General features: G+C 58.8%; 22 protein-coding genes and 1 pseudogene. 10 read left to right on the top strand and 13 right to left on the bottom strand.

Annotated elements, in window-relative coordinates; translation table 11 throughout:
• Nucleotides 1-89 precede the first annotated feature (89 nt).
• Together CAL20_RS05535 and icd are read right to left on the bottom strand one after the other, a co-directional pair.
• Nucleotides 90-1,226 carry a porin gene (locus tag CAL20_RS05535; protein WP_094820080.1) on the bottom strand — a complete coding sequence of 379 codons (1,137 nt, stop codon included), beginning with the start codon at nt 1,224-1,226 and terminating at the stop codon, nt 90-92.
• A gap of 560 nt (nt 1,227-1,786) precedes the next feature.
• Entirely contained in the window at nt 1,787-3,043 is a 1,257-nt protein-coding gene (gene icd, locus CAL20_RS05530; RefSeq protein WP_094820079.1) for an NADP-dependent isocitrate dehydrogenase, read from the bottom strand.
• Nucleotides 3,044-3,238: 195 nt separating this feature from the next.
• On the opposite strand from icd, the gene CAL20_RS05525 reads away from it, so the two are divergent.
• On the top strand, nt 3,239-3,664 hold the full coding sequence (locus tag CAL20_RS05525; protein WP_094820078.1) for a DUF1841 family protein: 426 nt from the start codon (nt 3,239-3,241) through the stop codon (nt 3,662-3,664).
• 76 nt (nt 3,665-3,740) lie between these two features.
• Here CAL20_RS05525 and CAL20_RS05520 read toward each other — a convergent pair whose 3' ends face one another.
• Both CAL20_RS05520 and CAL20_RS05515 read right to left on the bottom strand, forming a co-directional pair.
• Nucleotides 3,741-4,103 carry a c-type cytochrome gene (locus CAL20_RS05520; RefSeq protein ID WP_094837483.1) on the bottom strand — a complete coding sequence of 121 codons (363 nt, stop codon included), beginning with the start codon at nt 4,101-4,103 and terminating at the stop codon, nt 3,741-3,743.
• Nucleotides 4,104-4,117: 14 nt separating this feature from the next.
• The gene (locus CAL20_RS05515; RefSeq protein ID WP_094820077.1) at nt 4,118-4,459 is read right to left on the bottom strand and encodes a c-type cytochrome; all 342 of its coding nucleotides are present in this window, start codon (nt 4,457-4,459) and stop codon (nt 4,118-4,120) included.
• A 153-nt stretch (nt 4,460-4,612) separates the two neighbouring features.
• Between CAL20_RS05515 and CAL20_RS05510 the strand changes: the two genes are divergently transcribed.
• Both CAL20_RS05510 and CAL20_RS05505 read left to right on the top strand, forming a co-directional pair.
• On the top strand, nt 4,613-5,485 hold the full coding sequence (locus CAL20_RS05510; protein WP_176456451.1) for an AAA family ATPase: 873 nt from the start codon (nt 4,613-4,615) through the stop codon (nt 5,483-5,485).
• 1 nt (nt 5,486) lies between these two features.
• Nucleotides 5,487-6,659 (top strand): vWA domain-containing protein, encoded by a 1,173-nt coding sequence (locus CAL20_RS05505; RefSeq protein ID WP_094820075.1) that lies wholly within the window; start codon nt 5,487-5,489, stop codon nt 6,657-6,659.
• A gap of 6 nt (nt 6,660-6,665) precedes the next feature.
• On the opposite strand, the gene CAL20_RS05500 is transcribed toward CAL20_RS05505, so the two are convergent.
• Complete coding sequence (locus CAL20_RS05500) at nt 6,666-7,223, bottom strand: GNAT family N-acetyltransferase (protein WP_094837387.1); 558 nt, start codon at nt 7,221-7,223, stop codon at nt 6,666-6,668.
• A 265-nt stretch (nt 7,224-7,488) separates the two neighbouring features.
• Between CAL20_RS05500 and CAL20_RS05495 the strand changes: the two genes are divergently transcribed.
• The 4 genes from CAL20_RS05495 (at nt 7,489) to CAL20_RS05480 (ending at nt 12,546) form a co-directional block, all read left to right on the top strand.
• Nucleotides 7,489-10,254, top strand: a complete 2,766-nt coding sequence (locus tag CAL20_RS05495) for a M16 family metallopeptidase (RefSeq protein ID WP_094837386.1) — start codon at nt 7,489-7,491, stop codon at nt 10,252-10,254.
• A 301-nt stretch (nt 10,255-10,555) separates the two neighbouring features.
• Complete coding sequence (locus CAL20_RS05490; protein ID WP_256981343.1) at nt 10,556-11,143, top strand: DUF4148 domain-containing protein; 588 nt, start codon at nt 10,556-10,558, stop codon at nt 11,141-11,143.
• 303 nt (nt 11,144-11,446) lie between these two features.
• Nucleotides 11,447-11,776, top strand: coding sequence for a DUF4148 domain-containing protein (locus CAL20_RS05485; protein WP_094820072.1), 330 nt, complete (start codon nt 11,447-11,449; stop codon nt 11,774-11,776).
• Between the two features lie 437 nt (nt 11,777-12,213).
• On the top strand, nt 12,214-12,546 hold the full coding sequence (locus CAL20_RS05480) for a DUF4148 domain-containing protein (RefSeq protein ID WP_094837385.1): 333 nt from the start codon (nt 12,214-12,216) through the stop codon (nt 12,544-12,546).
• Between the two features lie 163 nt (nt 12,547-12,709).
• Here CAL20_RS05480 and dnaJ read toward each other — a convergent pair whose 3' ends face one another.
• From dnaJ to hrcA, 7 genes are all read right to left on the bottom strand, one after another.
• Nucleotides 12,710-13,840, bottom strand: coding sequence for a molecular chaperone DnaJ (gene dnaJ, locus CAL20_RS05475; protein ID WP_094820071.1), 1,131 nt, complete (start codon nt 13,838-13,840; stop codon nt 12,710-12,712).
• A 118-nt stretch (nt 13,841-13,958) separates the two neighbouring features.
• Nucleotides 13,959-15,881 (bottom strand): molecular chaperone DnaK, encoded by a 1,923-nt coding sequence (gene dnaK, locus CAL20_RS05470; RefSeq protein WP_094820070.1) that lies wholly within the window; start codon nt 15,879-15,881, stop codon nt 13,959-13,961.
• Between the two features lie 91 nt (nt 15,882-15,972).
• Nucleotides 15,973-16,386 (bottom strand): thiol reductase thioredoxin, encoded by a 414-nt coding sequence (locus CAL20_RS05465; RefSeq protein WP_094820069.1) that lies wholly within the window; start codon nt 16,384-16,386, stop codon nt 15,973-15,975.
• Nucleotides 16,387-16,399: 13 nt separating this feature from the next.
• A complete protein-coding gene (gene grpE / locus CAL20_RS05460; protein ID WP_094820068.1) occupies nt 16,400-16,951 on the bottom strand; it encodes a nucleotide exchange factor GrpE in 552 nt (183 codons plus the stop codon).
• A gap of 84 nt (nt 16,952-17,035) precedes the next feature.
• The gene (locus CAL20_RS05455; RefSeq protein ID WP_094820067.1) at nt 17,036-17,284 is read right to left on the bottom strand and encodes a hypothetical protein; all 249 of its coding nucleotides are present in this window, start codon (nt 17,282-17,284) and stop codon (nt 17,036-17,038) included.
• A 68-nt stretch (nt 17,285-17,352) separates the two neighbouring features.
• Nucleotides 17,353-18,459: a ferrochelatase gene (gene hemH / locus CAL20_RS05450; RefSeq protein ID WP_094820066.1), complete on the bottom strand. Its 1,107-nt coding sequence runs from the start codon at nt 18,457-18,459 to the stop codon at nt 17,353-17,355.
• 57 nt (nt 18,460-18,516) lie between these two features.
• A complete protein-coding gene (gene hrcA, locus CAL20_RS05445) occupies nt 18,517-19,524 on the bottom strand; it encodes a heat-inducible transcriptional repressor HrcA (RefSeq protein ID WP_094837384.1) in 1,008 nt (335 codons plus the stop codon).
• A 128-nt stretch (nt 19,525-19,652) separates the two neighbouring features.
• Here hrcA and CAL20_RS05440 point away from each other — a divergent pair, with 128 nt between their 5' ends.
• Complete coding sequence (locus CAL20_RS05440; RefSeq protein WP_094820064.1) at nt 19,653-20,552, top strand: NAD kinase; 900 nt, start codon at nt 19,653-19,655, stop codon at nt 20,550-20,552.
• An 18-nt stretch (nt 20,553-20,570) separates the two neighbouring features.
• Nucleotides 20,571-22,235 (top strand): DNA repair protein RecN, encoded by a 1,665-nt coding sequence (gene recN / locus CAL20_RS05435; RefSeq protein ID WP_094820063.1) that lies wholly within the window; start codon nt 20,571-20,573, stop codon nt 22,233-22,235.
• Between the two features lie 186 nt (nt 22,236-22,421).
• On the opposite strand, the gene fur is transcribed toward recN, so the two are convergent.
• Complete coding sequence (fur, locus tag CAL20_RS05430; RefSeq protein WP_094820062.1) at nt 22,422-22,841, bottom strand: ferric iron uptake transcriptional regulator; 420 nt, start codon at nt 22,839-22,841, stop codon at nt 22,422-22,424.
• 164 nt (nt 22,842-23,005) lie between these two features.
• On the opposite strand from fur, the pseudogene CAL20_RS05425 reads away from it, so the two are divergent.
• Nucleotides 23,006-23,437 (top strand): annotated as a pseudogene (locus tag CAL20_RS05425) (outer membrane protein assembly factor BamE); the annotation flags it as partial.
• Between the last annotated feature and the right edge of the window lie 33 nt (nt 23,438-23,470).

The following is a 23,470-nucleotide window of genomic DNA, read 5'->3' as shown; positions in this document are numbered from 1 at the left end:
TAGGTAAAAAAAAGCCACCTACAAAAGTAGGTGGCTAAGAACAAGGTGCCCCGACTCCGCTCGGAAAAAGGGCGACCCGTACCTAGATTTTAGAAGCGGTGACGGATACCGACGCCGACGGTCAGCATCTTGTTGCCGTCTACGAAGGAAGCAGCGTCAGCATACGAAGCGACCGAGTACAGGTTGGTACGCTTGGACAGGTCGTAGGTGTAACCCACGCTGTAGATGTCCATCGCTTCCAAGCCCTTGTTAGGATCAGCACGCTGCCACGAGGCGAACACGTTGCTGGCGCCACCGATCGGTGCGCTCAGACCGACCAAGTACGAGTTGATCTTCAGGCCTTTCCACGTAAAGGCGTCGTTGGTATTGCCTTGGCCCTTGGCAGGGGTCGTGTCGGGAGCGACACCGCCCATGAGATCAAAGTCCTGGCCGAGGAAAACGCCATCCTTGGTGAGGCCGTAAGCCAATGCGAGCTTCAGCACTTCAAAGTCGTACGAACCGCCGATGATGAATTGCTTCGGTTGCGGTTGGCTCGGGTACAGGAACTGTTGGTCATACGTCAAAGCGACGTTCAACGGACCGTTGGCATAACGGATACCAGCGGTGACCGCACGGCTGTTGTCGCCCGTCTTGAATTCGCCCGGACGCGTTTCGTCGTCCACATTGAACGAATAACCGACACCGGCCTGGAAGCCGCTCCACGACGGGGTTTGGTACATGACCATGTTGTCGTAGCGAACGGTGTTGGCAGCGCTGAACGCCGAGCCCATCGACGAGTTCAAGTAGCTGAGCGAGAACGGATCGATGCTCGCAAAGTACTTGGAAGCGATGTTGGTCTGGCGACCCAGATCCAGTTGGCCCCACGATTCGCTACGCAGACCGATGGTGGCTTGACGGCCGAACAGACGGCCGTTTTGCGCGCTGTTACCATTGCTGGCGCCGAAACCGCTTTCCAGCACGAACACAGCTTGCAGGCCATCGCCCAGATCTTCGGTGCCACGCAGACCCCAGCGCGAGCCGCTCTGGATGCCGTTGGTCATGCCGATACGGGACTGGTAGTCACCACCGTACAGAGCACGGTTGCCGTCGTCGGTGCCGACTTTGCCGCGTTGGTAGGTGATACCCACGTCGATCAAACCGTACAAGGTCACTTGCGTCTCAGCGTACGCAGTGCCGGCCATGCCGGCGAGGATCGCGCCAGCCAGCAGAGTCTTTGTTAGTTTCATATCCTCATCCCGATCAGTAGAGAAAGCCGCTAGTCCCCACCCGCGGAGACTGCCAGAACCCATACCTTAGGGAAACGTTTTGCTCGCCCCAAAACCAGGAACTACACAATGAATCCAAATATTTCTTACAAAACGGTTAATTCTTTGTTTTATATAGAAATTGTGGATTTCGAATAAATAATTAAGTTACTTAAGACACATTTAGAAATCGCCCCTTTATTGCGTGTTAACAACAACCATGGGGTGACATAGTCCGACTTATAAGGTCGCTCTACGCAAGAACCCGACTTCAAGTGTTGGGCCCATTTATGGGGCAGATATTGCGGAATAGAAGCAGTTTTCGGCGAAATATGTCCGGGTAATAACTCATGACATGACACATTGAACTGCAAAGATTCGCAATAAACGCCCTCCGGCCCCTGAAATCGCCACCATCTGACAGGATTTGCTCATATCAATGAACGGCCTCGCGCGCAATACTGCTTCAAACAAAAAAACCGCCCCGAAGGGCGGTTTTCATCGAGGCGTGACCGCGAAACCATCGTTTCGCCGGCAGCGCCTCACATATGGTCGATCATCACCTTGCCAAAACCCGAGCACGACACCTGGGTCGCACCCTCGAGCAAGCGGGCAAAATCATAAGTGACCTGCTTGGACAGGATCGACTTCTCCATACTGGAAATAATCAGGTCGGCGGCCTCGACCCAACCCAGATGACGCAGCATCATTTCGGCGGAAAGGATTTCTGACCCCGGATTGACATAGTCTTTCCCGGCGTATTTAGGCGCGGTGCCATGGGTAGCCTCGAACATGGCGACCGAGTCGGACAGGTTAGCCCCCGGCGCGATCCCGATCCCGCCTACCTGCGCGGCCAAAGCGTCGGAAATGTAGTCGCCGTTCAGATTCAGTGTGGCAATGACGTCGTACTCGGCCGGGCGCAACAGGATCTGTTGCAGAAAGGCGTCGGCAATGGAGTCCTTGATGACGATTTCCCGGCCCGTCTTGGGATTTTTGAATTTGCACCACGGACCGCCGTCGATCAATTGCGCGCCGAATTCCTTTTGTGCCAACGCATAGCCCCAGTCACGGAAGCCACCCTCGGTGAACTTCATGATGTTGCCCTTGTGCACCAGCGTGACCGATGCCCGGTCATTATCGATCGCGTATTGAATGGCTTTGCGTACCAGGCGCTCGGTGCCCTCGCGCGATACGGGTTTGATGCCGATAGACGAAGTATTGGGAAACCGGATCTTCTTGACACCCAGCTTGGTCTGCAGGAACTGGATCAGTTCTTTGGCCTGCTCACTGTCCGCCTCGTATTCGATCCCGGCGTAGATGTCTTCCGAGTTTTCACGGAAGATCACCATATCGGTCTTTTCGGGCTCGCGCACGGGCGAAGGCACACCTTTGAAATAACGTACCGGGCGCAGGCAGACATACAGATCCAACTGCTGGCGCAGCGCCACGTTCAGCGAGCGGATGCCGCCCCCCACCGGAGTCGTCAACGGTCCTTTGATCGACACCACATAGTCCTTGACCACATCCAGCGTTTCATCAGGCAGCCACACATCCGGCCCGTAGACCTTGGTGGCTTTCTCGCCAGCGTAGACTTCCATCCAGTGGATTTTGCGCTTGCCGCCGTATGCCTTTTGAACTGCAGCATCCACGACCTTGATCATCACGGGCGTAATGTCCGCCCCCGTACCATCACCCTCGATGTAGGGGATGATGGCCTGATCAGGCACGTTCAGGGAAAAATCAGCATTGACCGTGATTTTCTGGCCCGCAGAGGGCACCTTGATGTGTTGGTAGGACATGAATGCTCCTGTTGCTCCTGGGGGTTGCTCGCTCGCCACCAGATCGCAGCGGCCAGCATGATTGTCGCCAGCCACCGAGCCAGACGGCGGACCGTAGCTCATTCTAGCGCCCATTCTGGCACCCGTGCGGGGGGATGAAATCCCGCAGGCGTAAAATGAAGACTTTCCTTTCTGTCTCTACAGACGTTACGTCACATGTTCAACCCGTCCCGGGATCAAGTCCGCGAGTTCTTTATCGAAACTTGGCGCAAACACCGCGCCAACGAAATTCTGACGCCATTGGAATCGATGGCGCTGGACTGGATCATTGAGCACCCCGAATATCACGGCGATCTGGAACACCCCGAAGCCATGACAGCGGAGTATCCGGTCGAAAAAGGCCGTACGAATCCGTTTTTGCATCTGTCGATGCATCTGGCCATCGCAGAGCAGTTGTCCATCGATCACCCGCGCGGAATCCGTGCTGCCTACCAAAAGCTGGTCGCGCGCAGCGACGCGCATCAGGCCGCACACGACATCATGGACTGTCTGGGCCAGGTCGTCTGGGAAGCCCAGCGACTTGGCACTGAACTGGATAGCGATGTCTACATCGACCTGATTCGTCAACGCGCAGAGCGTTAACGGCCGCCGTCAACGACGGCCGACCATAACCCTCAACAGAAATCAGCTGAACCGGCGCGGCGATATTTGGCGTGTTTTACTTGCGCACACCGAGATCACTGGGCTGCGCGGACAGCCACTGCGCCACATGTTCGATGTCCTGATCCGACAACTGCGCAGCAAAAGCTCCCATGATGGGATTTTTTCGCACGTTGGCCGTGGCGGGCGTGCCGGCGGCACCTCGCCTGTAGGCCTTTAGCGCCTGGATAAGATAATCCTCGTGCTGCCCTGCCAGCACAGGGTAGGCCGGGTCGACCGATGTCTTGGCATCCGCGCCATGACACGAGGCGCAGTTGAACTTATCGAATACCGCTTTACCGGCAGCCAGATCCTCGGCCTGCACACCGCCACCGGCAGCGGCCAGCATGGTTGCTGCCAAGATCAACGTATAGCGTTTCATCATGTGCCCTCGCATCACTTGAGATTAGAGTAATAAGCGGCCAGGTCGGCAATATCCTGGTCGCTCAGGCTGCCCGCGATGGCATCCATGGTGGGATGGCTGCGCGCGCCTTTTTTGTACTCATTGAGGGCGGCTTCGATATATTTGGCGTTTTGGCCAGCAATCATCGGCACATGATAGAGCTCGGGAAAACTGGCTTTGTAGCCAGGAATGCCATGGCACCCGATGCACATGGACACTTTGCTTTTGGCGTTCTGGATATTGCCGGTCGGTGCTGCCTCGGCAGCAGCCGCCTGACCAGCGATCGCACAGGACACCACTACAACCAGCGAGGACAGATAGGTTTTCAACTTCATTGGAATGGCTCTTTGTAAGGCTGAAAACTGTGCTCGGGATGAGCGGCCGGGCCTGAACCCAGCTACAAACCCGGACGATTGTACGATAATTGTTGCTGAGCCATACTAACCCAAGCGCGGACTCCCTCCGCCCTTCTTTCGCTGCCATTGCCTATGTCTGCTGCCCAGAGTCCCGCTGCATCCCGCTTCGAAGGAACCGACCGCTACGTCGCGACCGACGATCTCAAACTGGCCGTCAATGCTGCACTGACGCTGCAACGCCCCTTGTTGATCAAGGGCGAACCCGGCACCGGCAAGACCATGCTCGCCGAGGAAGTCGCACTGGCGCTGGGGCGCCCGCTGCTGCAATGGCACATCAAGTCCACCACCAAGGCGCATCAGGGCCTGTATGAATACGACGCCGTATCACGCTTGCGCGACTCGCAGCTCGGCGACGAAAAGGTGCGCGACATCCGCAACTACATCGTGCAAGGAACACTATGGCAGGCCTTTGACGCGCCCGAGCCTGTGGTGCTGCTGATCGACGAGATCGACAAGGCAGATATCGAGTTTCCGAATGACTTGCTGCGCGAACTCGATCGCATGGAATTCCATGTTTACGAAACGCGTCAAACCATTGCCGCACGCCACCGGCCGCTGGTGATCATCACCTCGAACAACGAAAAAGACCTGCCTGACGCCTTTCTGCGCCGCTGCTTTTTCCACTACATCCGCTTCCCGGATCGCGAAACGATGCGCGACATTGTCGGGGTGCATTTTCCCGACCTGAAGCAAGACGTCTTGCGTGCTGCGCTGGACACGTTCTTTGCCCTGCGCGAAGCCCCCGGGCTGAAAAAGAAGCCCTCCACCTCCGAGCTGTTGGACTGGCTGCGCCTGCTGTTGGCCGAAGGCGCAACGGCCTCGCAAATCGAAGCGCACGCTGCAGCCTCCGTCCCGATGATGGCGGGTGCGCTGCTCAAAAACGAACAGGACGTGCAGCTGCTGGAACGCCTGGCGGCCATGACTCGCGGCAATACCCGGCGCTGACATGCTGATCGACTTCTTCTACCATCTGCGCGCACACAAACTGCCGGTTTCGGTCAAGGAATACCTGACACTGCTTGAAGCCCTGCAGCACCAGGTCATGTCGCCCACGCTCGATGACTTTTATTTCCTGGCGCGCACGGCACTGGTAAAAGACGAGTCGCTCTACGACCGCTACGATGCCGCTTTTGGCGCCTACTATCGCGGCATCGAGGCGGCACTGCCCGCCGATAAGGACATCCCGCTCGACTGGCTGATCAAGCAATTCGAAAAGAGCCTGACACCTGAAGAAAAAGCCGCGATCGAAAAGCACGGCTGGGACAAATTGATGGAGCTCTTCAAAGAGCGCCTCGAGGAACAAAAAGAACGCCATGCCGGTGGCAGCAAATGGATCGGCACAGGCGGCACGTCCCCCTTTGGCAATGGCGGCTATCACCCCGAAGGCATACGCGTAGGTGGCGATTCCGCCGGCAACCGCACCGGCGTGAAAGTCTGGGACATGCGGCAGTTTCGCGATTACGACAATCAAGTCGAACTGGGCACGCGCAATTTCAAAGTCGCATTACGGCGGCTACGTCGTTTTGCGCGTGAGGGCGCAGAGCTGGAACTGGATCTGGACGACACCATCACCAGTACGGCACGCAATGCCGGCCACCTCGATTTGCGGCTCGTACCCGAACGCCACAACACGGTCAAAGTCCTGATGCTGTTGGATGTCGGCGGCAGCATGGACGACCATATCGCGCGCGTCGAAGAACTGTTCTCCGCAGCGCGCAGCGAGTTTCGCAATCTGGAGGTCTATTACTTCCATAACTGCCCATACGAAACGCTGTGGCAAAACAACCGCCGGCGCAACAGCGAACGCTTTGACACCTGGGACGTGCTGCGCAAATACAACCCGGATTGGCGGCTGATCATCGTAGGCGATGCCACCATGAGCCCGTACGAGATTCTGCAGCCAGGCGGCTCGGTCGAGCACTACAACAAAGAACCTGGCGCAGTCTGGCTGCGCCGACTGCTCGATGCTTGGCCCAAAGCCGCGTGGCTCAATCCCGAGCCCACGGCATCGTGGCAATATCGCCAGTCCATCGCACTGCTGCGCGACATCATGCAACAGCGCATGTACCCCGTCACCGTCGCGGGCCTGGAACAGGCGATGCGGCAGTTATCGAAATAATTCCGCTCAACCGTCAATCGGCTCGACGGGGGTATCGAGGATCAACTGGTAAAACGCCAGATCCAGCCAGCGTCCAAACTTGAAGCCTGCATGCCGGATCGTTCCGGCATGCACAAAACCGAGCTTCTCATGCAGCCTGATGCTGCCCTCGTTCGTGGCGTCAATGCCACCGACCAGCACATGCAATTGCGCCAGCCGGGCGCGGTCGATCACGATACGCATCAGCGCCTCAGCCAGCCCTCTGCCGCGAAAACGGTTCTCGACATACACCGAGTGCTCGACCGTATATTTGTTGGCGGGATAGGCGCGAAACGAACCGTAACTGGCAAAGCCCATCAACGCGCCCGCCTCGTTTTCAAAGCCGACGACAGGGAAGCCGCCTGCTGCTTTCGCCTGAAACCACGCCTGCATCGAGGTCAAAGTGCGCGGCTTGTAGTCGTACAAGGCCGTCGAGGTCAGGATGGCGTCATTGAAAATTTCCAGGATCGCCGCAGCGTGGCGTTCGTAAGAACACTCGACCAACGTGGCGCCGGCAGGCAACGCAGGAGATAGATGGGAATTCATTGGAAAGTCCGGGGTCGCCTTTCTGGTGAACGACGGCATACGCATCGGCCCTGAGGCAGGCCAGACGTCATACTGGTTCGGGCGAATTATAACGGCGAGGTTTGCCGGGCTTCTCCGACGGTAAAGCACCGCAACGCGTAAAACGGCGTCCCCTGCACTGTCAGTCAGTCTTATATAGAACTAGGGCATTTTGATCGCCGCGTCGGATAGGAACCATCCGTTGCGTATACACTCCAACGACTTTCGCCCGTTATGGATGCTTGCTATGCGTTTTTCGCTTTCGGGGCTATTCGCCCGCTTGAACGCCCTGCTGGTCACGTCATTTCTCGCCTTTCAGGCGGGGGCCGCGCCCACACCCGCTGGGATCACAGAGGTCACCTCTGTCGAGGGCATCACGGAATACCGCCTATCCAATGGCCTGCGCGTACTGCTGGCGCCGGATGCTTCCAAGCCGACCACCACGGTCAACATGACCTATCTGGTCGGCTCGCGCCAGGAAAACTACGGCCAGACCGGGATGGCGCACTTGCTGGAACACATGCTATTCAAGGGCACACCCACCACTCGCAATGCCCTGGGCGAATTTTCCCGCCGCGGCCTGCAGGCCAACGGCTCCACCTCCAGCGACCGCACCAATTACTTCGCCAGCTTTGCCGCAAACCCCGAGACGCTGAAATGGTATCTGGGCTGGCAGGCTGACGCCATGGTCAACTCCTTGATTGCCAAAGAGGATCTCGACTCTGAGATGACCGTGGTCCGCAACGAAATGGAAAGCGGCGAGAACAACCCATTTCGCGTGCTGATGCAGAAAATGCAGGCCGCTGCCTACCAATGGCACAGCTACGGCAAGAGCACCATTGGCGCGCGCTCCGATGTCGAAAATGTCGACGTCGGCCAGCTGCGTGCCTTCTATCACGAGTATTACCAGCCCGATAACGCCGTCCTGATCGTCGCCGGCAGTTTTGATCCGCAAACGACGCTGGAGGCGATCAGCGAAACCTTGGGCAAACTGCCCAAGCCCGAACGCAAGCTGCCGCCGGAATACACGGTCGAGCCGGTCCAAGACGGCGAGCGCGCCGTGACCCTGCGACGCGCGGGCGGCACGCCGCTGGTGGCCGCGATGTACCACATTCCCCCGGCCGGCAGCCCCGACTACATCCCGTTCGATCTGGCCGCGACCATCCTGGCCGATACCCCGTCGGGCCGTCTATACCAAGCCCTCGTGCCCACCAAGTTGGCTGCGGAAGTCTTCGGTTTCACCATGGATCAACACGATCCCGGTGTCGCCATGTTCGGCGCCCAGCTGCAGCCCGGCATGAATCAGGACAAAGCCCTTCAAACCCTCACCTCGACCCTGGAATCGCTGGATAAAAAACCCTTTACCCAAGAGGAACTGGACCGCGCTCGCAGCAAATGGCTGACCGCATGGCAACAACTCTATGCCGACCCCGAGCAAATCGGCGTCGCGCTGTCAGAGGCCATCGCGGGTGGTGACTGGCGCTTGCTCTTTTTGCATCGTGACCGTGTGCGACAGGCCAAGCTCGCAGACGTGCAACGCGTCGCGAACGAGTATTTGACCGCCAGCAATCGCACCGAGGGCCGTTATATCCCGACGGAAAAACCGAAACGTGCGCCGCAATTAGTGCGCGCAGACTTGGACGCAGCACTGAAAGACTACAAAGGCGATGCCGACTTCAAGCAGGCCGATGTCTTTGACCCCTCGCCGGCCAACATCGACAAGCTGACGCAGCGCGACAATCTGGACTTGCCCAACGGCGCCGTCCAACTGGCTTTGCTACCTAAAGCCACGCGCGGCGGGCGCGTGCAGGCCGAATTGCTCATCCAGTTTGGCGATGCGGCCAGTCTTCGCGGCCAGCGTATCAACGCCGCGGCCGTCGCCGCTCTGCTTGAACGCGGCACGCCTACCCTGTCGCGCCAAGTGATTCAAGACCGTATCGACGCGCTGCAAGCGCAAGTCTCGTTCAGCGGCTCCGGCACCGATCTGACTGTCTCGATGTCAGCCGCTGGCGAGCATCTGCCCGCGCTGGTCAGTCTGGTGCTGGACGTCGTGCGCAACGCCAATTTCCCGGAAGCCGAAATCGAGGAATATCAACGTCAAGCGCTGACCTCGATACGCAGCGCCATGACCGAGCCTACTGCCTTGGCCTCCCGTGCGCTGGCGCGTCAGGACAACCCGTGGCCGGCCGACGATGTGCGCTATGTGCCTACCTTTGATGAAGCCCTCGCACAGACCGAGGCCATCAAGCGGGATGCGCTGGTGGCCTTTCACAAGCGGTTCTACGGCGCAGGTACGGTGAAGTTCTCCGCCGTCGGCGAGTTTGACGCCAACGCAGTCAAACAATCCCTCACCGAAGGGCTGAAGGGCTGGCAAAAGGCGCCGGCGTACACTCGCCTGGACGACCCTTACCACGACATCAAAGCGCAAAACTTCGATATCGAAACGCCCGACAAGGCCAATGCCTTCTACATTTCGCGGCTGCCCCTCAAACTGCAGGACACCGATCCGGATTTCCCTGCGCTTTACTTGGCCAATTTCCTGCTGGGCACCTCAGAAACCTCACGCCTGTGGGAACGCGTCCGCGAAAAAGAAGGCCTGTCGTACAACGTACGCAGCAACCTGTCAGTGTCCTCGTACGAGCCGTCGGGCAGCTGGACGATCTATGCGATCTACGCGCCGCAGAACCGAGAGCGCCTGGAAACCGCCATCAAAGAGGAACTCGCCCGCGCCGTGAAAGACGGTTTCTCGGCCAAGGAAATCGAAGACGGCATCACCGCCTTGCTGAACTATCGCAAACTGTCTCGTGCCCAAGACAGCGTGCTGGCCTCAGCCTGGGTCGACTACCTGAGCCGCGGCCGGACCTTCGAATGGTCCGCTCAGTTCGATCAGAAAATCGAGGCGCTCACCCCCGATTCGGTCAATGCCGCTTTGCGCAAGTATCTGCAACCCGCGGCGTTCAGCACTGCCGTGGCGGGGGATTTTGCCGCTCAACAGAAAAAGAAGGCGCCCTAGCCGCTTGCTGCATCAAGCACCCGTCTAAGTCGCGTGTGCATTTACCTCGGAACGCCGGCTCGATGCCGGCGTTTTTTATTGCCGGGCCGCCCCAAAACAATTTGGTGGAAGTGTCCGATTTCGCAGCCAAAGGAGCGCGACGAAATCCCTTACCATGGGCAATAGGAATACATTTTTCAGGCAGCCTGATCGTCTCCAGGCTCGGACAAGCGGCGAGGCCCTCGCCTCACACGCCACAAGACTCAATACACGGAAAAGCCGCTGAATTGTTTTAAGGCCAAAGACAAATGGAGATTACCCCATGAGACCCGTATCCTCAGGCCAACCGCTCCCAACCAACCTGGCAGAAGCCGACATTGAGGCGCCGCCAGCCCCCGATCGGGACACGCCCTCAGCTAGCCACGTGCAAACGCCTTCGCCCAATATCGAACCAAACAATATGCCTTTCCAAGGGGTCTACGGCCGGGTCGCCCCTCATGCACTGACCCGCGCAGAGGTTCACGCTGAGGCGGTCCGGGCGAACAAGGCAGGCGAGATACCCCGCGGCGAGCAGCCATACCCCATGCCCCAGGCATCCTCCGTTCCGGGAAAAAGTCGGGAACAAGTCATCGCTGAGCTCGCAGAGGCCAAAGCAGCCGGCCAAGTGACTTACGGCGAACAAGAGTATCCCGCACCGACAGTTTCATCGGCCCCTAGCAAGACCCGTGAACAGGTGCGTGCGGAACTGAGCGAGGCCAAGGCCGCTGGCCTAGTGACCTACGGCGAACAAGAATACCCAGCGACACCCATGCGGCCTGCTCAGAACAAACCTGGCGAGCCGACTCGTGAGTGGTCGCTGATCGACAAACTGCGAGATACGCTCAAAACGCTGTGGGGGCATGGTAAATAGCTGATATTCCTACACTTTTTTCGGCAGCAAACGCGCCATACCAGTCGCTTGGCGCAGCAGGCCCGTCGCGTTCGCGTGACGGGCCTTTATTTGTTCACCACGCCCGACATATCAATTCCATTTTCACCAAAAATCCACGTTATTTATTTGATTACTCATGAAAATGGAAAAATATTTTCATGAAATCCGGGTTTATCCCAGGTCCTGACAAGCGCACAATTCAGTCATCGGGAAACAAACACGGACCACGACGGAAAGCCGCCGGACTCCATCCCACATTCACAGACAAATGGAGGTCGTATCATGAAAACCCTAACTTCTGCCCTGCTAGTTTCGATGAGCCTGTTGAGTGCCGGCGCCTACGCCGCCTCCCCCAACATCGAACCTAACAACGTGCCCTTCCAAGGCGTTTATGGCCAAGTCGATGCCAACGCCCCGACCCGCGCCCAAGTCGTGGCTGATCTGGCTCAGGCCAAGGCTGCTGGCCTGGTGACCTACGGCGAACAAGAGTACCCCGTGGAAATCGCCAACCACTCGAACAAGAGCCACGACCAAGTCGTTGCCGAACTGGCTCAAGCCAAAGCCAACGGCCAATACTCCTTTGGCGAACTGGACTATCCCGTTGTTCGCTAAGTGAGCGGTAAGCGCCACCGCGCTCACAAGGTGCGGCGGCAGCAGTACCTGCAGTTGATGTAGCAGTACCAAGCAGTGAAGTGCAGTATGTGGTTGAAGTAGCAGTAGTTTTAGTAGTTGAAGTTGTAGTAGTTTTAGCAGTTGAAGTTGTAGTAGTTGAAGTTGCAGTCCTGATCGCTGTAGTAGCAAGCCGAGCCCCGTCACATCCGTGTGGCGGGGCTTTCATTTGTCCATGCCGCCAATACATCAATTCCATTTTTCCTACAAATATCATTAATAATGATAATTACATAGGAAAATGGAAAAATATTTCCAACAAACCCGGGTTTATCCTCGGTTCCAGCAAGAGCACAATGAAGTCATCGGGAACCAAACACGAACCACGACGGAAGACCGCCGGATTCCAATCCCAAATTCAGACAAATGGAGGTCTTATCATGAAAACCCTAACTTCTGCCCTGCTAGTTTCGATGAGCCTGCTGAGCGCCGGCGCCTACGCCGCCTCGCCCAACATCGAACCCAACAACGTGCCTTTCCAAGGCGTTTATGGCCGTGTCGATGCCAACGCCCCGACCCGCGCCCAAGTCGTCGCCGAATTGGCCCAAGCCAAGGCTGCTGGCCTGGTGACCTCTGGCGAAGAAGACTATCCGCCTCAAGTCTCCGCCACGTCCGGCAAGACCCGCGAACAAGTTCGCGCCGAACTGGCCGAAGCCAAAGCCACGGGCCAATACACCTTCGGTGAATTGGACTACCCGCCAGTTGCCCGCTAATTGCAAAGCGTTCCGAGCGATGTGAAGCAACAGTACGGAGCGCAGCGCAAAGGCAAAAGCCCCCTGTCATGTATTTGACAGGGGGCTTTCTTCATATCGGGCCGAAGCACGATTCAGCCAAGACCGATGCTCCGCAACGCGGAGCATCCGCCTGACCGACACTTCAACTAAAAAACTCTTTGACTCGATCCGTCCAGGATTTGCTTTGTGGTGAGTGACGCTCGCCGCCGTCTCCCAGCGAAGCCTCGAATTGGCGCAAGATCGCTTTCTGCTCGTCGCTCAGCCGCACGGGCGTTTCGACGACGACATGGCAATACAGATCACCCGGATAGCTGGCGCGCACGCCGCGAATACCCTTGCCACGCAAACGGAACGTCTTGCCCGATTGCGTACCCTCGGGGATCGAGATTTCGGCCTTGCCGCCAAGCGTGGGCACCTGCAGCTCGCCGCCCAATGCCGCCGTGGTGAACGGGATGGTCAATTCGCAATGCAAATCGTCATCGTCGCGCTGGAAGATCTTGTGCTGCTTGATATGGATCTCGACATAGAGATCCCCCGACGGCCCGCCATTGATGCCGGGTTCGCCGTTGCCACTCGATCGGATACGCATGCCGTCGTCGATACCGGCCGGGATCTTGACCTGCAGGGTCTTGTTCCGGCGGATGCGGCCGACGCCATCGCATGCCGTGCATGGATCGGTGACTTCCTTGCCGCTGCCGTGGCAGGTCGGGCATGTCTGCTGCACACTGAAAAAGCCTTGCTGCATCCGCACTGCGCCTGAACCGCCGCAGGTATGGCAGGTCTTGGGCGAGGTGCCGGGCTTGGCGCCGCTGCCGTGGCAGGTGTCGCAATTTTCCCAGCTCGGCACACGGATTTCGGTGTCAAAGCCTTGGGCAGCTTGCTCAAGCGTGATTTCCAGGGCGTACTTGAGGTCAGCGCCGCGGTATACCTGGGGACCACCGCCTCCGCGACGGCCGCCTGCCCCACCAAAAATTTCGCCGAAAATGTCGCCAAAGGCGTCGGCAAAGCCGCCGCCCATACCTGCGCCGCCCATGCCCGCAGCATTGGGATCAACGCCCGCATGGCCATAACGGTCGTATGCCGCCCGCTTTTGTTCGTCGCCCAGGACTTCGTAGGCTTCCTTGATTTCCTTGAACTTTTCTTCGGCGTCTTTGCTGTCCGGATTACGGTCCGGATGGTATTTCATGGCCAGCTTGCGGTAGGCCTTTTTCAGCTCGTCGTCCGTGGCGTTTTTTGCCACGCCTAAAGCTTCGTAGTAATCGCGTTTTGCCATAATGAATCAGCCCGAAAACGAGCTATAACCTCGGTGATACAGAACGAATCCGCCCGGTAACCGGAAATTCCGGGTACCGGGCGAGATCAGGCGTCATAGACGGCCGTTATTGCCCGACTTATTGGTCGCGCTTGACTTCTTTGAAGTCAGCGTCGACCACGTTGTCGTCAGCCGGCTTGGCTTCTGCGCCGCCAGCCTGCTGGGCAGCCTGGGCAGCCTGCATATCGGCGTACATCTTTTCGCCGAGTTTCTGCGAAGCCGTCGACAGCGCCTCTACCTTGGCATCGATCGCAGCCTTGTCGCCGTCCTTGAGCACATCCTCGACTTCCTTGATGGCGGCTTCGATGGACTCTTTTTCAGAGGCCTCGAGCTTGTCGCCATACTCGGTCAGCGATTTGCGGGTGGCATGCACCAGCGCATCGGCCTGGTTGCGGGTCTGAGCCAGCTCGGCAATGCGGTGATCTTCCTCGGCATTCGCCTCGGCATCTTTGACCATGCGCTGGATTTCGTCCTCGGACAAACCAGAGTTGGCCTTGATGGTGATCTTGTTTTCCTTGCCGGTACCCTTGTCTTTGGCGGACACGTGCAGAATGCCGTTGGCATCGATGTCGAACGTGACTTCGATCTGCGGCAGGCCACGCGGAGCCGGCGGAATACCCTCGAGGTTGAATTCGCCCAAGCTCTTGTTGCCGGCAGCGATTTCGCGCTCGCCCTGGAACACCTTGATCGTCACGGCCGGCTGATTGTCGTCAGCGGTCGAGAACGTCTGCGAGAAACGTGTCGGGATCGTGGTGTTCTTCTGGATCATCTTGGTCATCACGCCGCCCAGGGTTTCGATACCCAGAGACAGAGGCGTCACGTCCAGGAGCAGCACGTCTTTGCGATCGCCCGACAACACCGAGCCCTGAATCGCGGCACCAGCAGCCACGGCTTCGTCGGGGTTGATGTCCTTGCGCGGATCCTTGCCAAAGAACTCTTTGACCTTTTCCTGCACCTTGGGCATACGGGTCATACCGCCGACCAGGATCACGTCGTCGATCTCAGAGACCTTGACGCCAGCGTCCTTGATGGCCACGCGGCAGGGCTCGATCGTGCGCTCGATCAGTTCTTCGACCAAGGCCTCCAGCTTGGCGCGCGTGATCTTCAGGTTCAAGTGCTTGGGACCGGAAGCATCTGCCGTGATGTACGGCAGGTTGATTTCGGTCTGTTGGCTGGACGACAGCTCGATCTTGGCTTTTTCAGCGGCTTCTTTCAGGCGTTGCAGGGCCAGGACGTCCTTGGACAGATCCACGCCTTGCTCTTTCTTGAATTCGCCGATGATGTAATCGATGATGCGCTGGTCGAAGTCCTCGCCACCGAGGAAGGTGTCGCCGTTGGTCGACAGAACTTCGAACTGCTTTTCGCCGTCCACGTCAGCGATTTCGATGATGGACACGTCGAACGTACCACCGCCCAAGTCATACACAGCGATCTTGCGATCGCCCTTTTCGGACTTGTCCAGGCCGAACGCCAACGCGGCAGCTGTGGGCTCGTTGATGATGCGCTTGACTTCCAGGCCGGCGATACGGCCGGCGTCCTTCGTTGCCTGACGCTGGCTGTCGTTGAAGTAGGCCGGCACCGTGATCACGGCTTCGGTGACTTCTTCGCCCAGGTAGTCCTCGGCGGTTTTCTTCATTTTGCGCAGCACGTCGGCGGAGACTTGGGGAGGCGCGATTTTCTTGCCGCGCACTTCAACCCAGGCATCGCCGTTGTCGGCCTTGACGATGCTGTAGGGCATCAGGTCGATGTCTTTCTGAACGGCTTTTTCGTCGAATTTACGGCCGATCAGACGCTTGACAGCGTACAGGGTGTTTTTGGGGTTGGTCACTGCTTGACGCTTGGCGGGCGCGCCGACCAGGGTCTCGCCATCGTCCATGTAGGCAACGATGGAGGGGGTGGTACGGGCACCTTCGGCGTTTTCGATGATTTTGACCTGGCTACCGTCCATGACAGCCACGCAGCTGTTGGTCGTGCCCAAGTCGATGCCGATGATTTTGCTCATGGTTGGAATACCTTGAATATTGATTTCGTAAGTACAGAAAATTGGGGAAAAAACTCAGTCTCAACCTAACTGGGGCTGCCAATGGGGTTTTTCAAGACCCTGGCGTGCTTTTCTGCTCGACGGGCGCTGCGCTCTGCAACCGGCTGACTGCCGCCACAAATTGCGGCAGACCGGGCCAACTGGTAATACGTCCCAGCCGCTTGCCACCACGATAGAACACAAAAGTCGGCACACCATGCAAGGCAAATCGCCGTCCTAACGCCTCGTCGGCGTAGACATCAGCCTGAAACCAGCTCAACCCCAGATCCAGCAAGGCCCGCTGATGCAATAGCGCGGCCTGCTTGAACAAATTGCAGTTGTAACAATCCTGGCCCCACAAGAATACGCACCGCAGGTCGTCGCCCGGTGCCTCGATCACCGCCTGGTCAATATCGGCGGTGCCGACGGCACGCATGGCGAACACCTCAAAGACCTGAGACGGATCGAAGGATGTGGAGCCAGACATGGTCGCGCGCCGATCAGCCTGCGGAAACGATCACCAAGGCCGGCCGCAGGGTACGGTCGGCGATCACGTAGCCCTTTTGCAGCGTCTGCACGATCGTATTGGCGGGCTGCTCGGCGGGCACAGAGGAAATAGCCTGATGCAGGTGCGGGTCGAACTTGTCGCCCTGCACCGGCGCGATTTCCTTGAGCAGATTGCGCTCGAATGCGCCGCTCAACTGCTTGAGCGTCACTTCGACACCCTCGCGCAGGGCTTCCAGGGTCTGGTCTGCCTGCGCTAGCGCGGCTTCGAGGCTGTCTTTGACGGGGACCAGGCTTTCGGCAAAGGACTCAATACCGAACTTGCGTGCCTTGGATACGTCCTCCTGGGCGCGACGGCGGACGTTTTCGGCCTCGGCGTGGGTACGCAGTAGTTGGTCTTGCTGTCCAGTGACGGTGGCCTGGGCGGCCTCGAGCTCGGCACGCAACGCGGCAATTTCGGCCTGCAGCGACTCGATGGTGACGGGCGCGGCGGCGCCTTGGTCCTCGGACTCGGGGGCTTGATCGACAGGCTCTTGAGATGCCGTCATGGGAGATCCTCCAAAAAACAATAGCGTAGGCCCCGATAATGGGGGCCTTATAGGCTATTTCAAGAGGCCATGCGGCAGATAGGGCTACTTTTCCTTGGGCTGGGCGGGCGCGGGCGGATCGCTGGCAGGAAAGCTTTCTTCCAGCGCCTCGTCCAGCGCGTCTTCCTCGCCATCCTGAGCGTCCGCGCTCGGCGCGACTGTAGCCGCGGGGTCACTCGCGGGAAAGGTCTCATCGAGCGCCTTGTCGAGTTCGCCTTCGACACGCTCGTCCTGTTTGGTGGGAGATTCGGGCCGGTGCGGCGCCTGCGTCCCAGGTTTATTGGATGTGCTCATTCGCGATCCCCTGAAAGCTGCCGTTCACTCATGCCCCGCCGACGCTGCTTCGGCGGAGCTCTCACGTTCTATTCTAGTGTACGACCTGCGACGGTTCGCGGGGTCCAACCTTGTAAGTGATTGTCGACCAACGCCGCCAGTCCTTCGATCCAATCGGGACGATCGTTCAGTGCCGGGATATATCTGAACTGACGCCCTCCCGCTGCCAGGAAAGCGTCACGGCATTCCTGGCTGATTTCCTCCAGGGTCTCCAGACAATCGGCGACAAAACCCGGGCACACCACGTCAACTTCGGTAACGCCTTGACCCGCCAGGGTTTTCAGCGTGGGTTCCGTATAGGGCTCCAGCCAGCGGGCAGCGCCAAAGCGGCTCTGAAATGTCACCTCGACCTGATCGGGCGTCAACGCCAGGCGTTCGCGTAGCAAGCGCGCCGTTTCCAGGCAGTCCCGGTAATACGGATCACCCAATTCGACCGAATAACGGGGCAAGCCATGAAAGCTCATGACCAGTTTCTGCGGACGCCCCTTCGTCTGCCAATAGTCCGAGATCTGACGCGCCAAAGCATCGAGGTACCCTGAGTCTTGATGGAATCGCTTGATAAATCGCAGCTCGGGCTGATCCCGCAACTTGGCCACATGACCCGTGACGGCATCAACCACAGTCGCCGTCGTGCTCGCGGCATACTGAGGGTACAGCGGGACGGTCAAGATGCGCTGGCAACCTTGTTGCCGCAATCTCGTGATGGCCTGCTCGATAGACGGCTCGCCATAGCGCATGGCGAGCTCGACCCGCACCGCCATCCCACGTGCCTGCAGCGCACGCTGCACGCCCTCGGCCTGACGGCGGCTATACACCATCAAAGGCGAGCCTTCCTCCATCCATATTCCCGCATAACGCGGTTGCAAACGGCGCGGGCGCCTGGCCAGCACCAGGCAATGCAAGATCGGCAGCCATAAATAACGCGGAATCTCGATCACTCGGGGATCGGACAAGAACTCGGCCAGGTAACGGCGTATATCGCGTGGCGTCGGACTGGCCGGCGTTCCCAGATTGACCAGCAGGACGCCGACAGGCCCTGCCTCTCGCGGGGAGGGATTTTCGTCAAAAGGATCCGTCTGTGGGGGTTCGGGCAGGTAACGCTCAGGCCATAAATACTTGAACAAGCGCAAAAACACGAAATACCTCTCAAGAACCAAGCTGCCGGAGAGCCGGCTCAATGATCCGGCTTAATCTTAATGATTATGGCTGAATGCGTTGGACAGCAGACGCGCCGTGATGTCGACAATAGGAATGACGCGCTCGTAAGCCATGCGGGTGGGTCCGATGACCCCCAGGGTACCGATCACCCTGCCATCGACCCCGTAGGGAGCGGTGATCACGGATACTTCTTCCATGGGCAGCAACTGCGATTCGCCGCCGATATAGATCTGCACCCCTTGGGCACGGCTGGAAGTATCCAGCAACTGCAGCAGATCGGTTTTCTTCTCGAACAAGGAAAACATTTTGCGCAGGCGATCCATATCGGACGCGATATCCGTCACGTCGAGCAGCTTGCGTTCACCCGAAATGATCACATCGTCGCCATCCTCGGCGGCCTCGGCTCCGGCCTCGACCGCGGCCTGCATCAGACGCGATATGTCTTCGCGCAATTGCGCTAGCTCGGTCGTCAAGGTCCGGCGCACCGCATCGAAGGATTTGCCCGCGAAATGCACGTTGAAGAAATTGCCGGCCTCGACGAGCTCGGCCTCCGAATAGTCGCGCTGGACAGTCAGGATCCGGTTCTGGACGTCGCCGTCGGGGGTGACGATGATGAGCAGCACCCGTTTGTCCGACAAGCGGATGAATTCAATTTGACGAAATACCTGTGCGCGCTTGGGTGTCAACACCACGCCCGCGAACTGCGTCAGATTGGACAACAGCGCCGCCGCGGCGTTGACCGCTCGCGAAGGCTCGGTAGCCGTCAAGGCAGCCTCGCCGAATTGCTGTGGTTGAAACTCGTACGGCTGCACCGCCAGCAGCGAGTCGACAAACATGCGATAGCCCCGCGGCGTAGGCACGCGGCCTGCCGATGTGTGCGGGCTGTGTATGAGCCCCAGGTCCTCGAGGTCCGCCATGACATTGCGTATCGTGGCGGGAGACAGATCAAAGACCTTGGATAGCGTGCGCGACCCTACCGGTTGTCCATCGGCAATGTGACGTTCTATCAGGGCTTTAAGTAATGCGCGGGCGCGATCATCCATGACGACTATTGTAGGGAAACTTTCAGAAATGGGCGATTTTTGTCCTGCAGCCGGGTAAGCCGCCCCATATAATCGGCGAATCGACCCGGCCAACGTGCCGTTCCTATTGATTATCGGTCCTTTTCGCCATGCATTTTCCCATTGTTGCCCTGATTGGCAGACACCAGGATACGGGCCTGGACGCGCCGCTGCGCACCCTGGCAGAAATGCTGATCAAAGCCGGCCGGCAAGTATTGATCGACGCCGACACTGCCCAGAACACGGGTCTGCGCGATTATCCCGTGGCCACCCTGAAAGAAATCGGCGAAACCGCCTCATTGGCTGTCGTCATGGGCGGCGACGGCACGGTGCTGGGCGCTGCCCGTACGCTCGCCCCGTTTGGCTTGTCGATCGTAGGCATCAACCACGGCCGGCTCGGTTTCATCACCGACATCCCCGTGCAAGAATCGCAAAACGCCCTGGCCCGCATCATCGAGGGCAACTATCGCGCCGAAGACCGCATGCTCCTGGAGGGCTGTGTCTGGCGCGGCGACCAAATGATGTACACCGCGCCTGCCCTGAACGATGTGGTGCTCAACCGCGCCGGACGCGGCGGCATGATCGAAGTCCGTGTCGAGGTAGACGGGGCTTTCATGTATGCGCAGCGCGCCGACGGCCTCATCATCGCCACACCAACGGGATCCACGGCCTATGCATTGTCTGCCAATGGTCCGATTTTGCACCCGGGCCTGGACGCCATGGTGCTGGTTCCCGTGGCGCCGCAGACCCTGTCCAACCGTCCGATCGTCATCCCGGGCACGGGGGTACTCAGCATGACGCTGACAGCCATCGGCCGCGTCGAGACCGGCGCGAGCGTGCATTTCGACATGCAGACATGGTCCGATTTGCAGCCGGGCGATCGCATTTCCGTGCAACGTGCGCCGCATACGATCCGGTTCGTGCACCCGGAGGGCTACAGCTTCTTTTCAACTCTGCGTCGCAAGCTGCATTGGAATCTGATGCCTCAGGCGTCTGACAGCGTGGAATAACCGTACCGACTATCACCTATGTTGCGCACCCTGCATATTCGCGATTTTGTCATCGTCGAACAGGCCGAGATTCACTTCGGCCCGGGTTTTACCGTTTTTTCGGGCGAAACAGGCGCCGGGAAATCCATTTTGATCGATGCCCTGGCACTGGCGCTGGGCGGACGCGCCGACGCTGGCGTCTTGCGCGAAGGAGCGACTCGCGCCGATATCACGGCCCTATTCGATACCTCGGCCGAGCTGCGCAGTTGGCTTACGGAGCATGACCTGGACAACGGAGACGAGCTCGCGTTACGCCGCGTCGTGGATGCACAAGGCCGTAGCCGCGGCTATATCAACGGCATGCCGGCCACCCTGACGCAATTACGCGAACTGGGTGACAGCCTGGTGGATATCCATGGGCAGCATGCACACCAAAGCCTGATGCGCCCCGATGCGCAGCGAGACTTGCTGGACGCTCATGGCGGCCATGCCGAACTGCGCCAAGCCGTCGCCCAGGCATGGAAAGCCTGGCGGGCGGTCGCTCGCCAATTGGAGCTGGCCGAAAAAGACGCGGCGGGACTTGCCGCCGAGCGCGAGCGTCTGCAATGGCAAGCCGACGAGCTCGATCAATTGGCGCTGCAGGCTGACGAGTGGGACACCCTGCAATCCGAACAATCGCGCCTGGCCCATGCCCAGGCGTTGCTGGACGGCGCTGGACAGATCCTGGAGGCGCTCGACGGCGAAGACGACTCAGCCCTCCATCGCCTGAATACGGCTCAGCATCGCCTGCAAAGCATGCTGCGTCACGACGCTGGGTTGCAAGGCGTTGCCGACGAAATCGAATCCGCGCGCATTGCCATGTCGGAAGCCGTCTCGGATCTCAACAACTACGTCAGCCGCGTCGAACTCGATCCGCAGCGCCTGGCCCAAGTCGACACGCGGATGAGCGCCGTGTTTGAAATGGCGCGCAAGTTCAAAACCGATCCAGAGGCCTTGCCGGCGCTGCGCGACAGTGTGCATGCCCAGTTGGCGGACCTGCAAGCCGCAGCCGATATAGACGCCTTGCGCTCGCGCGCCGCGACAGCCGAAACGCAATATCTCGCCGCGGCCAAACAATTGTCCGCAGCGCGTGCCAAAGTCGCCAAGAGCCTGGGCAAACAAGTGACCGAGGCCATGCAGACGCTCGCCATGCAAGGCGGTCGATTCGAACCAGTCGTCTCCGCAAGCGCCCCCTCGGCACAGGGCAGCGATCAAGTCGAATTTCTGGTGGCCGGCCATGCCGGCACCACGCCGCGCCCGTTGGGCAAAGTCGCATCGGGGGGCGAGCTCTCGCGGATATCTCTGGCGCTATCCGTCATTGCCAGCCGTGCAGCACGCGTGCCCACTTTGATTTTCGACGAAGTCGACAGTGGTGTGGGGGGCGCCGTTGCGGAGGTCGTCGGGCAACTGCTCAAGGAACTCGGCGAACGCCATCAAGTGTTGTGCGTCACCCATTTGCCGCAGGTCGCCGCCTGCGGTAATGCGCAATATCGAGTCAGCAAAAAAGAAACGGCAGGCACCACGCGATCGCAGATTGCGGAATTGGACGCCGATCAACGCGTCGAGGAAATTGCCCGCATGCTAGGCGGCATCAAGATCACAGCCACCACGCGCGACCATGCGCGCGAAATGCTGGGCGGCTTGGCGGAACAAGCAGCACGCTAGGACTGCAGACGAAAATGCCCCCATGCATGCATGGGGGCATTTTCGTCTTGAGGCCAGCGGCCCGCACAAAAAAGCAGACCGCGATACAGTCAGAGCAATACGTAACGATTGCTGACTACATGCATGCGTCGTGGCGGCGGCACGAGGCTCGGCAGACCGCCCAGCTACCGCCACAAACCGCTTGGGTCAGCGGCTTTTTTGGCAGTCGCCGCAGATGCCATACAGCACCATGGCGTGGCTTTCCAAGGCAAAATTGTTGTCTTTTGCCACTTTGTGTTGACGTTTCTCAATGTCGGGATCGGAAAACTCGACTACCTTGCCACAATTGGTGCAGATCAGGTGGTCGTGGTGATCGCCGTCATTCAGTTCGAAAACCGCCTTGCCGCTGTCAAATTGGCTGCGGCTCAGGATGCCGGCCTGCTCGAACTGTGTCAGCACGCGATAAACCGTCGCCAAGCCGATTTCGACGTTTTCGCCGATCAGCGCGCGATAAACATCCTCGGCGCTCAGGTGCCGTTGGTCTGCTTTGCGGAAGATATCCAGGATTTTCAGGCGAGGAAAAGTCGCCTTCAAACCCATGTTTTTCAGTTCGCTTTGGTCTGTCATGGTGTAATCGCTCTCTGTCCGCGGTGGCAAGGGCAGAAATTGCGGCGCACAAACTGAAGCAGCGCGCCGCCCTTTTTCCGCTGCCCACGGAGCTACCGCATTGTGAAACCTTTATGATAACGGTTTTACCCGCTTTAAATCACAGATAGGGGCGCTTGGTGTCCATGATTGCACGTATTCCGACCCGGTTCCTGAAAACCGCACTGGCAGCCACCGCCATCGCAGCCGTTGTGGCGGGCTGCTCATCCGATAAATGGGGCTTCCCCTACAAAGCCCCGGTGCAGCAGGGCAACTGGATCACTCAAGAGCAAGTCGCCCTGCTGCAGCCTGGCATGACGCGCGAGCAAGTCCGCTTTGCATTGGGTAGCCCCACGTTGACCAGTGTCTTGCACGCGGATCGCTGGGACTATCCGTATTATTTCAAGCCCGGCTACGGTGACCCTCAAGAACGCAAGTTCACGGTGTGGTTCGACAATGACCGCCTGGTGCGCTGGGAAGGCGACAAGCAGCCCGATCTGCAACCGTTCCAACTGAACGCTGAAGGAAAACCCCAGGAAAAGATCGACGAGCAGATCGACGCGGAAACCGCTCGCCAGAATGCCGAGGGGGCGATTCAATCCGCTGTCCCG

Origin of the sequence: Bordetella genomosp. 4, from assembly GCF_002261185.1 — a bacterium.
Lineage (GTDB): Bacteria > Pseudomonadota > Gammaproteobacteria > Burkholderiales > Burkholderiaceae_B > Bordetella_A.
The sequence above is the reverse complement of the archived record's forward strand: the minus strand, read 5'-3'. Positions and strand labels throughout refer to the sequence as shown.